This is a genomic window from Sphingobacterium sp. (genome assembly GCF_032065005.1).
In the GTDB taxonomy this organism is placed as follows: domain Bacteria; phylum Bacteroidota; class Bacteroidia; order Sphingobacteriales; family Sphingobacteriaceae; genus Sphingobacterium.
Window position 1 is genome coordinate 532,458 of the sequence record NZ_DAMBMM010000002.1, and the last position, 15,288, is coordinate 547,745.

General features: G+C 40.6%; 10 protein-coding genes. 1 reads left to right on the plus strand and 9 read right to left on the minus strand.

All coding sequences use genetic code 11. The annotated features are described in order from the left end of the window. Positions 1-325: 325 nt before the first annotated feature. The 4 genes from fabD to RT138_RS05070 form a co-directional block, all read right to left on the minus strand. Positions 326-1,213, minus strand: a complete 888-nt coding sequence (gene fabD / locus RT138_RS05055) for an ACP S-malonyltransferase (protein WP_313189829.1) — start codon at positions 1,211-1,213, stop codon at positions 326-328. A gap of 30 nt (positions 1,214-1,243) precedes the next feature. Next, positions 1,244-2,473, minus strand: coding sequence for a pitrilysin family protein (locus RT138_RS05060; protein ID WP_313189830.1), 1,230 nt, complete (start codon positions 2,471-2,473; stop codon positions 1,244-1,246). 153 nt (positions 2,474-2,626) lie between these two features. Beyond that, complete coding sequence (locus RT138_RS05065; protein WP_313189831.1) at positions 2,627-5,467, minus strand: TonB-dependent receptor; 2,841 nt, start codon at positions 5,465-5,467, stop codon at positions 2,627-2,629. Between the two features lie 18 nt (positions 5,468-5,485). Beyond that, on the minus strand, positions 5,486-6,217 hold the full coding sequence (locus RT138_RS05070) for a hypothetical protein (protein WP_313189832.1): 732 nt from the start codon (positions 6,215-6,217) through the stop codon (positions 5,486-5,488). 285 nt (positions 6,218-6,502) lie between these two features. Between RT138_RS05070 and RT138_RS05075 the strand changes: the two genes are divergently transcribed. Next, on the plus strand, positions 6,503-7,111 hold the full coding sequence (locus tag RT138_RS05075; protein ID WP_313189833.1) for a ribonuclease HII: 609 nt from the start codon (positions 6,503-6,505) through the stop codon (positions 7,109-7,111). 90 nt (positions 7,112-7,201) lie between these two features. Here RT138_RS05075 and RT138_RS05080 read toward each other — a convergent pair whose 3' ends face one another. From RT138_RS05080 to rsgA, 5 genes are all read right to left on the minus strand, one after another. Then, entirely contained in the window at positions 7,202-9,673 is a 2,472-nt protein-coding gene (locus RT138_RS05080; RefSeq protein ID WP_313189834.1) for a YfhO family protein, read from the minus strand. Positions 9,674-9,844: 171 nt separating this feature from the next. Further along, on the minus strand, positions 9,845-10,531 hold the full coding sequence (locus RT138_RS05085) for a TrkA family potassium uptake protein (RefSeq protein WP_313189835.1): 687 nt from the start codon (positions 10,529-10,531) through the stop codon (positions 9,845-9,847). A gap of 5 nt (positions 10,532-10,536) precedes the next feature. Further along, the gene (locus RT138_RS05090) at positions 10,537-12,246 is read right to left on the minus strand and encodes a potassium transporter TrkG (protein ID WP_313189836.1); all 1,710 of its coding nucleotides are present in this window, start codon (positions 12,244-12,246) and stop codon (positions 10,537-10,539) included. A gap of 140 nt (positions 12,247-12,386) precedes the next feature. Beyond that, positions 12,387-14,192: a hypothetical protein gene (locus RT138_RS05095; RefSeq protein ID WP_313189837.1), complete on the minus strand. Its 1,806-nt coding sequence runs from the start codon at positions 14,190-14,192 to the stop codon at positions 12,387-12,389. A gap of 157 nt (positions 14,193-14,349) precedes the next feature. After that, positions 14,350-15,270 (minus strand): ribosome small subunit-dependent GTPase A, encoded by a 921-nt coding sequence (gene rsgA / locus RT138_RS05100; protein ID WP_313189838.1) that lies wholly within the window; start codon positions 15,268-15,270, stop codon positions 14,350-14,352. Positions 15,271-15,288: the final 18 nt, after the last annotated feature.

Genomic DNA, 15,288 nt, shown 5'->3' on the forward strand with positions numbered 1-15,288 from the left:
AACCGTCATAAATGGGAAACCGCGATAATAGCTATCATGATGGATATCTTATTTAGGGGGAACCGCTGTTAACTCTAGGACCTGAAAGGACGAATGCAGAAAATATGGTTTTCTGGGCATCATATATGAGCCCTTTTTGGAGAGTCGACGTGCCATTGTTTATGGCGCATCTGAGATGAAGTACGGCCGGACTTACGGATTTAAGCGTTACCCCAGATCTAAAAAGCCGGAAACAGAAGCCTAGGCGGGCTGGACAGCGGGGCGGACCCAATAGTGGGAAGTCCGCCCATCGATCCATCCCCCTAAAGAATAAGGGGTTATTTTACTATGCTGTTGTCGCCGAAGATGTCGGAATCTGACGGTCAACCTTCTTAACCAAACCCTGAAGTACGTTACCCGGACCGACCTCTACGAAACTTTCAGCACCATCTGCTAACATGGTCTCTACAGACTGTGTCCAACGTACTGCACCAGTCAATTGGGCTATAAGGTTGTCTTTTATCGCTGTAGGATCTTGATATGGCAAGGCATCGTAGTTCTGGTAAATAGGACAGACCGGAACCTGGATTTCAACATCCAAGATAGCAGCTTCCAATTCCTGTTTTGCTGCCTCCATCAAGGGAGAGTGGAATGCACCACCTACATTTAACTTTAATGCACGTTTAGCACCGGCTTCCAATAGTTTTTCGCAAGCTTTGTCAACGCCAGAAACAGATCCTGAAATAACCAATTGTCCTGGGCAGTTATAATTTGCTGCAACAACTATATCATCAACTTGTTCACAAACCTCTTCTACAATTACATCATCCAAGCCTAAGATAGCAGCCATGGTTCCCGGTTCCAATTCCGTAGCTTTTTGCATGGCATTAGCACGCTTAGAAACCAATTTCAATCCATCTTCAAAAGATAGTGCTCCAGCAGAGACCAACGCAGAGAATTCACCTAAGGAGTGTCCTGCAACCATGGCTGGCTGAAAGCTATCGCCTAATGCCTTTGCTAAAATCACAGAATGCAAAAAGATGGATGGTTGGGTTACTTTAGTTTGTTTCAGGTCCTCTTCGGTTCCATTGAACATGATGTCGGTGATACGGAAGCCTAAAATTTCATTGGCTTTTTCGAATAAAGCCTTTGAATCTTCGTTTGAGTCGTATAGGTCCTTACCCATGCCCACAAATTGTGCACCTTGGCCAGGAAAAATATATGCTGTTTTCATATGCATTAGTTTAATTCAACAAAAATATACTTAATCTTCGGGTAGAAAAGAAAGAGATGAAAGATTTTCTTTACTGAAAACCTCATTTGCTATATCTAAAATCTCTTTGGAGCTTACCAAATCAATTTTATCAAAAACTTCTGGGAGACCAACCACACGATCATAATCTAAGATGTTTTTTGCTTCTGCGATCAATAGGCTCATCCTATTTTCTTCTGCGAGTGCAATCTGACCCTTGAACTTATTCTTCGCCTTTTCTAGCGCCTGTGCACTCAATGCCTGTTCCTTTAATTTAGTCAATTCCTTGTAAATCAGCTTTAAGGTCTTATCCACTTTCTCCGCATCCGTACCGAAATAGATACTGAACAAGCCGGTGTCTGAATAAAGACTGTAGTTGGATTCTATGGTATAGGCAATCCCGTATTTTTCACGGATATTGAGGTTCAGGATATTGGACATACCATAGCCACCTAAAAGATTGTTCAATAGTAAGAGACCGGTTTTTCTGTCATCATGGATTCCAAAAGCTGGCCCGCCCAGTACCACATGGGCCTGATTGATGGGTCTCTCTTTTTCGATCAAGGAAACTTGGGGCTTCAGCATATCTTCGGCCGTATGGATCCATTGATGGTTATTTGGATTGCCAAAGCATTTATTGGCTATCTTGAGCACCTTTTTATCGGAATAATTTCCTGAGATGGCAATTACGATCTTGGAAGCGTCATAATGTTGATCAATGAATCGCTTGATATCGTCTTTTCGAATGGCCTTTAAGTCATCTTCAAGGCCGAGGATATTGTGGCCTAGTCCAGTGTCCTTGAAGACCTGATCTTCAAAATCATCCATAATGGACTCCTCGGGACTATCGAGATAGGAAGCCATCTCATCCAGGATCACCTCTTTCTCCTTATCCATTTCCTCCTCCGGAAATACCGAGTGGAATAAGATATCCTCGAACAGGTCCAGTGCCCTTTCCAGATAAGGATTTAGAAAGGAGGCATGGATACAAGTATATTCCTTGGTCGTATAGGCGTTTAAGTCGCCCCCAACGGACTCCAATCGATTTAAGATCTGATTGGTGCTCCTACGTTCCGTACGCTTGAATAACAGGTGTTCAATAAAGTGAGCCGTTCCAAACTTACCAAACTCCTCATGCCTAGATCCGGCATCCACAATCAAACAAATATGCGTAATGGAAGAGGAATGAGGCTGAAACAAAACTCGCAACCCGTTGTCAAGTTGGAATATCTTATGATCCATATAGAAAAATTGAATGACAAAGGTAAGGAATAGTATTTAGTATTAAGTATTTAGTAGTTAGACCGATGTTTAACAAAGGAACGGCCTATTTACTTAAGCCGTTCCTTTGTTTTTTATCTAAATACTAAATACTTTCTACTAAATACTAGAGTGTTACATCCTAGGTCTTCTCATTCCTGGAGGCATGCCGTCGTTGTCGGTTGGGGCTACTCCGGAGAATTTTTGGAGCTTGAATGTGAATGTAAGCATGAAGTAACGACCTAGGCGGTTTGTTTGCCTGTCGATGGTCATGTTTTCTTGTACGGTCCTTGAAAGGTTGGTTTGCTCATTCAGTAAGTCGAATGCTTGGAAACGGATGGTTCCGCGTTGGCCTTTCAAAAGTCTTTGTTCGATGTAAGAATTGATGATAAATGGATTGGCATTTGTCAATGGTCCATATCCACTATTGAATGACTTGGAAAGGTCAGCACCAAAGATGGTAGTTGGTGTGATGTTCACCGATCCGATCAAGGTAGGTGTCCAAGAAGAAACGTTATTGTTAAAATCACCAAGTGAGTTTCTCGTGTAGTTATACGAGTATCTTACTCCAGGATTTAATTCAAAGTTTTCAGATGGATTATATCTGAACATCAATCCTTGCATAAATACCCAGTTGTTGGAAATATTCTTCATCCCTTCGGTCGCACTCAATTCTCTAGCGGTATAGGAAATGTTCTTGTTATAGCTCACCCCTCCCATCAACATCAAGTTGTAGGTTTTTTCCTTCAGCGATTTTCCGAAGTGGTAAAATGAGTTTAAGTTATATACCGGATCTTCTTCATTCAGGTACCTAGTTTCGGAAATCAAACCACCTGTAGGGTTGTTTTCGCGTTTTACGAAGGATACGATCTTATCTGAAGTCAAGTTACCATTAACCATCGCAAAGAAGGTGTTCCCTTTTTGGAAATCGCCTCCACGGAACCTCAACATCATTCTATGTCTGAATTCAGGATTCAGGTTCGGGTTACCATATACGATGTTGGTAGAAGAATTACCGACTGCATAAGGGAGAATCTGATTGATATTAGGTTCTGTCGAAGACCCGTTATAGTTGATGCTCAGGTTCTTTTGTCTAGAGAACTTATATTCAAATCTTGCGATAGGCATCCAGTTCAGGTTTGAACGATCGATAATTGCATTATCAGCATCGCTTGAGGCCCTACCTTTTAATAGTGACGGCTGAACCGCAGCACCAATGGAGTATTTTACCTTATCGTTTTCAAAAGCATAGTTTGCTCCAATTCTATGTGTGGTAAAAGAATAATCTTGATCGTAGTGATAATTAAGGATACGATCATCTAAATTAGGTAATGCATCTCCTTCTTCATCAAAGGCATCCTGATTCTGTTTATTGTTATAATTGTTTTTATTGAAGTCGTACTGAATTTCAATCTTTCCATGCTGGGATACTGGTTCTAGATAAGATACACTTGCCCCTGCATTCCAACTTTTGTTGTTGACTTCACGGATAGTTTGTTCGTAGATTTCAGCCATGCTGGTATTGGCGTTGTTAGGATCTTGTATTAAGCGATCCAATACGCCTTGGTAATCTTGGGTAGTAGCGGCATTGTCATAATTGAAGTTCATGAAGAAATTCCTTCCTTTATCATTTAACTTTCTATTATAAAGACCACTGATACCAAACCTAGGAGCATCCAAGCTTCCACTTTCTACCCTATTGTCCTTGGTTTCCGTGTTTTCCTGGAAATCAAACCAGTTACTTACAGAATTTGAGTTTGAAGTGGTTCCAGAAAACCCTACCTGAGGAGTTAATTTGATATAATCCTTATCTGAAATATTCCATTCTAAATTTGCTTCGAAACGATGGCTTGAAACAATGTTATTTGCAGTGGAGTCAGAACTTTGTTCCAGGTTACCACCATCAGCACCCATGATATAGTTTGTCAAACTGTTGGTCAAGGTTGTATTGTCATCTCTACCAAAAGAGTAGCTACCATAAACCTTAAGCTTTTCAGAGAAGTCATGACGGATATTGACCCCGATGGATCCCACATCGGTTAGGCCCGATGCGCCGCCAAACATACCCCCGCCGCCACCTGGTCGGCCACCACCCCCTTGACGCATCCTTGCACCACCGCCAATGGTGCGGAAGTCAAACAGGGACGCATTCACGTTGTTTAGGTTACCCAAGATAGAGACTTGAGTTTTATCGGTCATCCCCATCCACATACCCGTGGCTTGATATCGATCTTCAGAACCGTAACCGGCACGAAGGGTCGTCATAAAGCCTTTATTATATTTAGGATCGATCTGGATATTGATGATCTTTTCGGATTCACCAGATTTATTTCCGGTCACATTGGCCATGTCACCATAGTCATCTACAACCTGAATTTTTTCGATAATATTGGCCGGAAGGTTTTGCGTAGCGGTTTTCACGTCTCCACCGAAGAAGTCTTTCCCGTTGATCCTGACTTTGGTTACAGTTTCACCTTGAGCCGTTACGTTACCGTCTTTGTCGACTTCAACCCCCTGTAATTTCTTAAGGGCGTCTTCAGCAACCGATCCTTCGCGGAGTTTGAGGTCTTTGGTAGAATATTCTACGGTATCCCCCTTTACCTGCACTGTCAGGACACCTTGGATCACCACCTCTTCGATTTGGTTTTCATTGACCGCCAATTCAAAACTAGGGATTTGGATTTCCTTTTGCCCTTCAGGAAAATCCACTTCCTTTTCAAAAGGTGAGAAGCCTAGGCTGCTAACCCTGATCTTAAATTTTGTGGCTTTAACATTTTCAAAGGTATATAAACCAGCATTGGTCGAGCTAGTCGCTATGGTGTCAGATGCCGTTATCAACCGCACTGACGCTCCTGATATGGGTCTTGATTCGGTATCCCGAAGCATCCCCGACACAACACGGCCAGATTGACCGTACACGGTAATTCCCATCGCCATGAAGCATAAGCATATCAAGGCTTTCAATAATCTATCCATATATCAATTAAACTAATTCTAGTTCAGCGTCCCTAAGATCCAAGCATCAATCTTGGTCTTATACGGACTTTTAACCGTCGGGCTGTATCGACCGTACATCGATCCCCTGGGGTCAGGTCTGCTCTTGATAGTTTTCTGTAACATGGTAAATCTGTTGTTAATCATGATTTGGATAGCAACTGGATCTTTTAGATCCTTGATACCAATTGACTGAATCGGAATTTTTGATTCATAAACCAAAACATCATTGTCCATCAATTTTGCCAGTGCCAGCACGCCATACGTATTTTCGAATGACAGCCTACCATCTACAATCCGAGCAAAACCCTTCACGCCATACCCCCTGCTTCGCTTGATCAACTCTTCGCGAACATTCATATTCGGGAGGTTTTCATCGTTTACCATTGCCCTGACTGACTCGCTGTCTGGAATCGGAAAGATTAAAATTGCCCCATCTTTCTTTTTTCCTTCAGGGTTGATATTCACGATGATACCATTTCGAGCTGCTTCCTGTTGCAAGGCAAGGTTCTTGATTTGAACTGCGGTGTACAGATAGTTAGCGTCGTTTGTAACAGCAAAGCTCCAGCTGGAATCTTGACCTATTACAGATAGCTGATTTTCCCATTCCTTGAGGTCTCCGTCGACCTGGACTTGGAAAGTGGGTAAAATAGCATATCGGTCTTTTTTCTTCTGCGCCAACAAGTTTGAACTAGCAAAGATTAGAATGGCAATAATGATATTCCTTTTCATACAATTCAAGTAATCTTGTATTTACCAGCAGTATAAGAAAAAAAATTATATTCCCGAATACATAGCAAAGAAAAACACAAGAAGTGTAAATTAGTGTAAAACGAGGTTAATCACGGAGTTGTTACATTTCTTTGGGGTAGTATTTAGTATAAAGTATTTAGTATTTAGACTCTAGCTTCGGCCAGATTTTCAATGATTTTAATATGGTTTTCTTGCCTTTAAAAGGATAAATCTATGGTTGATACACCAGTCTAAATACTAAATACTAAATACTACCTTTACAGCATGAATTCAATTACTTTACTTTCAACTTTTCAGCGGGATTTTATTGAAGCGGGATGTGATGAGGCTGGCCGAGGTTGTTTGGCGGGGCCAGTATTTGCAGCGGCTGTGATATTTCCGGCGGATTATTGTAATCCCGTATTGAATGATTCCAAGAAGCTCTCGGAGAAGAAACGCATGGAATTAAGGCCAATTATTGAGCAGGAGGCCTTGGCTTATGCCGTTGCGAGTGTTTCGGCTGAAGAGATTGATAAGATCAATATTCATAAAGCCTCTTATTTGGCTATGCACAAGGCTTTGGATATGCTTGCTGTGAAACCAGGGTTCCTGATCATTGATGGCAATAAATTTATTCCTTATTCCAATGTTCCTCATTCCTGTATTATTAAGGGTGATGGCAAGTACCTCTCCATTGCGGCAGCTTCGATCTTGGCAAAGACCTATCGCGATGAGTACATGGAAAACATTGCTGTTGATTATCCGGATTATGATTGGATGCAGAACAAGGGCTACCCGACCATAAAACATAGGCAAGCGGTCTTAAAGTTGGGATTGACCCCTCATCATCGAAAGACCTTTAGGGTCACTGATCCGCAGTTGACCTTGTTTTAAGAACTCGCTTCAACACTTTTCTCGTGGCCAACGAATAAAAAAGGAGATTCTCTAATAAAGAATCTCCTTTTTCTATACGCTTGAGCCGTTTTATTTGGCTTTTTCTTTTCTATGTTTGATGGATAACCAAATTGCAAATCCTAGACCTAAAACAAGGGTAATGGATGCAATCAGTGAAATGATATTGCTGATTCGCATAGAATTTGGTGCAAAAACAAATTCTACCTTGTGGTTACCGCCTGGTAGGGATAATCCTCTCAATAGGTAATCAGTTCTGATGATAGGCACTTCTTCGCCATCAACGTAGGCTTTCCAGCCTTTGTCATAATAGATTTCAGAGAATACCGCAAAGACATTGTTCCCAGCCGAATATTCATACTTCAAGGTATCAGGATGGTAAGATGTCAATTTGATTTCAGCGTTATTTGGCTGACCAATAGATTTGTCACCTAATTGGCCTTTCAATCCTTCGTTTACAATGGCCTCTTTTTTCGGATCAAAGGTTCCCAAGGCATCCATCTCTGCTTGGTTGCTGTTGACAAATTTAACATTGTTCACAAACCAGGCATTTCCTAAGGCAGAGCTTCTGCGTTGGATCCTGTCTGAATTGTTGCTTTGATCTTTTGTGATGACATAACGGACATTCAACATGTCCAACACGTCTTCATTAAAATTGCCATTGAATTGATGTTCCAATAATTCTTGGAAGCGCATCAATTTGGCGGCATGATATCCACCGATGCTCTTGTGGAAGTATGAAGCACTGGCATCATTGAACGGACTTGTCGTCAGATCAAATACTCTATAAGAAAGGTCTTTGTCCAAATGTATCAATTGATCAACTTCTCTTTCAGGGATCGGTTTCTCATAGATGCTCTTGTCAACAAAAGATTCAGTGTTTAAGTATCTTTTATCCACTGACCAAAGATCTACAAGGGTAATAACAGCTACCGCAGCAATCAAGATTCCCGCATTAAGTTTTTTCTTAACGAAGAACCAAACGAAGGCGAATGTCAATACCACAATAAAGAAAGAACGCCAAGCATCATTAGAAGCCATATCAGCGCGGTCCTTCAACAATGAATTGGCCAATTCACTTGCTAAACTTGGGTCTTGAATATATTGTTGCAATGAGGCAACATAATCCTGATGGTTTGAAATACGTAGAGAAAGTAAACTTGGCATCACTGCAATAAGCAGACACAGCAAAGCAACGGCTCCACCGGAATACAATACTTTTTTATCTAGATCTTTGATTTCATTTCCACGGGTAATAATCTCGTTCAATCCCATGATTGCAAGAAGCGGGATCAAGACTGATGGGATAACCAAAATTGATTCTACAGCCCTGAATTTGTTGTACATTGGGAAGTAGTCAAAGAATAGATCGGAGATAAATGGTAAGTGACGACCAAAGGAAAGCAAAATAGTCAGCAAGGTTGCTGCTAAGATCCACCATTTTAATCGGTCTTTTACTACGAATAGCGCTAGGACAAATAGGAAAATTATGCCTGCACCAAAATACCAGGGTCCAGAGGTAAATTGTTTTTCACCCCAATAAGTAGGGAAAAGTCTATTCGCATACTGCAGAGCTTCTTCTTTGGATGCGCCAATTTTCTGTAAGGTTTTAATGGTATTGGATTCTGGGGTTAATGTACCTCCAGAACGGCCACCATAGGCATTTGGAATCAAAAAGGTAATATTTTCACCAATACCTTGGCTCCATGCATAGGCATATTCCTTATCTAGACCGGCGGCAGATTTACCAGAATCATCTGTTTTGCTGATATTCGCTTTTCCGCGGATGGTTTCCTTGCTATATTCATAAGTTGGGAACAACACCGAAGCATTGACCAAAACGGCGACAATAACTCCGATCAGCTGCAAACCTGTAGCTTTTAAGAAATTGTTCAATTTTTTGTCACGGATAGCGTAGTATAACTCAAACCCTACCAATACCAATAAGGCAAGGAAAAGGTAATAGGTCATCTGGATGTGGTTTGCCCTGAGTTCAAGTGCCAAGAATAAGGCCAGTAAACTAGGTCCCCAAAACTTGCTGCCGCGATAACAGAGGATAACCGAACCGATAATAGGCGCGAAATAAGCGATGGCATAGGCTTTATTGATGTGCCCAGCTTCGACATAAATCATATTATAGGATGAAAACGCGAGTGCGACGGCACCAATGGCCGCGACCCAAGGTTTCATTCGCAATACAGCAAAGAGGAAATAACCACCTAGGAGGAACATGAGCAAAACATCCGCTGGCGGAGGAAATATAGCTCGAATAGCAGGTCCGATGTGGGTAGTGATATTATTGGCATGATCATACCAAATCTGATAGGTTGGCATTCCTCCGAACATTGAATTCGTCCATAATGGAGTCGTACCGTCTTTTTCTCTATAATCAAAAATTTCTTTCTGACTGCCACGAGCTTGCATCACGTCACTTTGTAGTAAGGTTTTGCCTTGCCATACTGGCGTAAAATAAAACACCACTAGAAGCAAGAAGATGCCTATAATGATTAAGTGATTCTGATTTTCCTTAAACCAAGTTTTCATCTAGTAATTAATAGGATTATTAATGATATAGCTCCAAAAATATAGAATAGATGTGAGATATGAGATAAGAGAAATGAGAAAGTTGAAATAAAACATGAGAAGCGGATCGGATTGGACGGCTTCTTACACAGATTAATAATGTTTAGGTAAGGATTTAGGCTAAAGTTTATTTTAGCCTTTCTGAATCAAATCTTTAATATTTGCCAGTTCACCAAACAGCACCAGAAGATCATTTTCCATTAATACGGTATCGGATTTTGCAATCCCTGAAGCCTCCTTGTTCACCCGAGTTGAACCATCCTTAGTGGTTTCATTTTCTACATGGACAGTCGTCAGGACAATAACCTTGTATTTATTGGTCAGATCGGCTTCTTTTAAGGTCATTCCTACGTATTTGCTAGGAACTTTTGTTTCGATGATACTGTATTTTTCAGATATCTTAAAGGAGTCAACGATATCAATATTATCCAAACGCATCGCTAAACGCTCGGCTGCCTCTTCTTCCGGCATGATATATTCATCAATGTTCATCGCCTCCAGGACAGTCTTTTGCAGATCTGAAACTACCCGCCCGATGATCCGCTTTACTTTCAGTTGTTTTAGAAGGGCAACCGTCATCAAACTTGCCCCTTCTTCCTCCCCGATCGCAACAATAACGGCATTACTTTCACGTAAGGGCAATGAACTGACCGCATCACGGTCGGTACTGTCCAGACACACGGTATGGGTAATACGGTCCTTGGTCTGTTCAACGATGCTCAGGTTCTTGTCAGCCGCGATTACTTCATGTCCTAGCTCGGTAAGATGGATTGCCAAAGATCTCCCAAAATGCCCTAATCCTAAAACTATATACTTCATAACTCTTAAAACAATACTTTTTCAGTTGGATAAATATAACTTTTGTTCTTTGTGTTTTTAATAAATGCAACCAATAAGGTCAGCATTCCGACCCTTCCTACAAACATGGTAAACATTAGAATGATCTTACTTGTTGCCGTTAAGGAGGAGGTAATTCCCAGGGATAACCCACAGGTTGTATATGCAGAAACGGATTCAAACAACAAAGGAATCATCTGTTGATTTGGATCAGAAAAGTTCAATAAGATAAAGCTTAAGGTAATGGTCAGAACCGATAGCAGAATAATGGCAAAAGCCTTATTCACTGATTCAGATGCTATTTTACGTTTATAGATTTCGATGGATTCTTTTCCTTTGGCAAGGGCCACAATGTTCATCAAGGCGATGGCAATGGTGGTTACTTTTACCCCACCCCCTGTTGATCCAGGTGAAACCCCGATCCACATCAGGGTCACGAACATGATCAATGTGGGAATATTGATAAAGTTCAAGTCTACACTATTAAATCCAGCTGAGCGGGTAGAGTTGGCCATGAAAATCGATGTCACCCATTTTCCAAAAGAGGATTTATCCGCCATCAGGCTATGATTTTGTTCCAGAACAAAGAAAGAAAGTGTAGCCAAAAGGATAACTGTGACATTACAGACTACAATAAACCTGGAATTGAATGAAAAAACCTGCGGTTTATATCGATAACTTTTTTTCTGTATCAATCTACGGACAATAGATTTCACTTTTTCCTGAACCCAGGTATAAAGGTTGAATATGGTTCCAAAACCGAAACCTCCTAAAATAAACATGGATGCTACCGCCAGTTGAAAATTATAGTTGAACCGGTATTCATCGCTGGTAACCCCTTCTTTAATAATGGTAAAACCTGCATTACAGAACCCTGAAATGGCATGAAAGCAAGAAAAGAAGATCATCTCTCCAACAGAGTCAAAATATTTTGCTTCCAATGAGGCAAAAATCATAATGGCACCGATCAGTTCGAAAAGAAGGGTGATAAAGATGATGGTCAGTAGCGTGGAGATTACAGAATTCAGTTTGTTTTCGCCTAAGATCTCCCCGAACATCAATTGATTTTTGAAGGAAAAACCTCCTGAAAAGAAATACCCAAAGAATCCCGTAAAGGTCATGATCCCTAAGCCACCTACTTGGATCAAGGCCATTATGACGGATTGCCCGAAAAGGGAAAAGTTGGTCGAAATATCCGTTGTGGAAAGCCCAGTGATACAGACGGCGCTTGTGGCCATAAAAAAAGCATCGACAAAACTTAATGGCGCTTCCAATGTCGTACGAGGCAGCATCAAAAGAAACGCACCAAGGATAATCAATCCCAAGAAACTGATGACAAATAATATGGTCGGATTGAAGTAGAAATTATCAAAGAAAAGGCTGTTTTTCGAAAGTTCTGAGAGGAATATAATGGCAATCCCAAGATATAGCCATTCGTCTTTAGCAAAGGTAGATAAGAAACCACCTGTAATCCTCGAAATCGTTATTAACAGGAAATATGCACTGACCAGTACCCCTGTATAGTGCGATATATTTATTCGCCGAGCTACGAGTATTGACGAGGCCGTTCGGATGATCTCAAAAAGGAAAAGACCATAATATAGAGCTACGACTGCATCCCTGGTAATTACTGCAATCTCGGGATCCGTAATGTAACCTACATGCACAACCATCGTGACAGCACTGATCAAACTCACATAAAAAACAATCTGATCTACGCTTTTCTTTTTATAACGAAATATATATTTTAGGAAGCTAAAAATCGAATCCATCAAGTTACAAACATATCAATATCTTCATTAATGAACGGCCCATTAAAAAAAGCTTTCACGTGAAACTAATTTTTCTTTTCTTCTTTTTCTTTATCTTTCTTTTTAAACAACCCTTTGATGAAATTCCCTGTACGCTTGACTACGCCCTTGGTTTCATCAACGACATCCTTACCTTTTTCAGCAGCTCCCATCAGTTTTGCCTCGCGTTCTTTGCTGATTCCCGCACATTGCTTGATCCCGTCCAGAAGGCTCTGCCATAACGTTTTGAAAAAAGTATGTTCTGGCACACGCTTATAATTTACCTTGCCAATATGGTATTTTTCATTGGCATCAGGATTACTGTCATTGATCAGGATGTTGTTGACCACAAAGGATAATACCCCCTTTTTCGTTTTACTCATTCCTGGATCGACTGCGTTCATCAGGTTCAATTTTAGGTGGTCATAGTCAAATCTAAATTCCCCCCAGTTTCTATGGTCGTTGGCCTGATAATTAAAACTGATGCTTCTTATATTTCCTGAGGCTATTTCAGCATTCAACAGAGGGGTCAAAATCTTATTGAAAGCTGGAGCCTGCATCCTTCCTAAAGAACCTTTATAGGTATGATAACCATCTTTGCTCAGCATGTCAAAGCCAAACTGGATTTTTAACAGACCGGCGTTCATGATCCTTGCCTGTAGATCCGCCCGCATAAATTTATTTTTCACCAACAATGTACTGTCATTGGTGACATTGGTCAATGTTCCTTTGGCATGATTAAAGGTAATTACACCTTCTTTATTGTATTTCGCAGAATGTTCGCCATAAAGTACATCTACATTATCCACAAATACGGAATCAATCCTAATGACCTGTTTAACTTTCATTAATTGCTGCTGAGGGGATTTCCCAATCTTTGAAACACTCTTTTTAGGATACCTCTTATCATTATACAAGGAAACTGAACCGTTTTTAATCTGCACATGTTGCGCAATGGTCTGCTGGTTGTCAATCAGTTCCTTGAAGTCCAATTTTTCAAAACGAAGGGTGTCAAACTTCATGACCGCCATGGTTATGTTTTCATTTCTGGCCTTGAAATATGCTGCCTTGCTCATTTTTGGGGCATACTCCACCTTGGTCAATAATACGTTTTGATCCTGAGTATTCATGATCAAATGGTCAAACTTGGCTTTGTATATGCCGTTGGAGAGTTCATATTCAAACTTTGGCACTTCTACCTCGACCATCTTGGTGTAAAAGAGGCGGGTCGTATCATGTATTGAGGCCTGATCCACCAAAATATCGTGCACCTTGATGCCAATACTATCCAGAACAATATCGCTGGATTTGCCCTCTTCGATTTTCGAGAATTTAAATTTTACATTGTCAATGTGAATGTCACGAACATTGATGGAACTAAAAACATCTTTAATGTTATCATATAGCGTCTTCGACTGTTGCGGCTGAATGGTATCATTATAAGCATGACGTTCCGATATCATATGGATATCAGGGGAATCAAAATTGATTTCCTTGATATACAGTTTCCTGTTCTTGATAACATCCCAGATGTTGAATCTGCGGACCTTCAAGGCTGAAAGTTTGATATGATAACGGCTATTCGGCGCCTCCTTAGTGAGCACCATTTTCCGATAGATAGCAGAATCAGGAATCAATTCTGCATTTTTTAAGGTGACATTTCCCAGAGCCACATTGAGGTCCAAATCATCATATTTCAATGAATAAAGACCATTTGTAGCTTTAGAAACTGTTTCCTTGAGTTTTTCCTCTACAATAGGTTTCCAATTTCGGCTATAATACCAGCCAATTCCCAAAATAGCCAAAATTAAGACGGCTATAATCCCAATAATCCATTTCCAAATAGGTTTCATAAAATTCAAAAAAACGGTTTATCCCCAGCTTGTGTTATTTCCTAACAACAATATAGCCAATATGTTTATTTACTGGAGAATATATTTAAATAGAATTAAATCAACTAACTGAAAAAGAACAAAATAACTACAAATCTTCGGGAAAATTTTGAGGGAATTAATTCCTGTTGTTTTCGTTATTGTAGATACTCAGGTAGCTATCGTAGCGTGAGGGTTCAATTTCACCATTTTCCAATGCATCCAAAACTGCACATCCCGGTTCATTGATATGTCTACAATTATGGAATTTACATTGGTTAAGGAAGTTTCGCATTTCAGGGAAATAATGGGAAAGTTCTTGGGGTTCGATATCCACGATTCCCAATTCTCGAATACCAGGAGTATCGATAAGCTTCCCTCCGAATGGAAGGTCGATCATCTCTGCGAATGTGGTTGTGTGCTTTCCTTTATCTGACCAGTCGGAAATATTACCGGTTTTAAGATCGGCTCCTGGAATAATAGCATTGATCAAAGTAGATTTTCCAACGCCCGAGTGACCAGAAATGAGGGTAATCTTATCTTTTAAGACTTCATTCATTTCTTCTATATTTTCCTTTTCCAATGCGGATACGGTATAACATGGGTAACCCAAGTTTTCATAAATGGCCATGTATTCCGCCAGAATCTCAAGGCCCTCTTCAGAAAAAAGGTCCAATTTGTTGAATACTAGTGCCGCTGGAATCCCATAAGCTTCAGCTGTTACCAAAAATCTATCGATAAAGCCAGTTGATGTAGGCGGCGAGGCCAAAGTAACCACCAAGAGTGCTAGATCTAGATTTGCACCAATAATTTGAGTTTGCTTGGAAAGGTTGACTGATCTACGGATGATATAGTTTTTCCTAGGTTCAAGTTTAGTGATAACCGCGCTTTGTTGGCCATGCTCAATTTCAAACTCCACCCTATCCCCAACAGCAATGGGGTTAGTTGTTTTAATACCTTGGGTCCTGAATATTCCTTTTATCCGACATTCATATCTTTTTCCTTCATCATCCAAAACTTGGTACCAACTACCGGTAGATTTTGTTACAAGTCCGCGCATATCAATTTTCCATGTTAT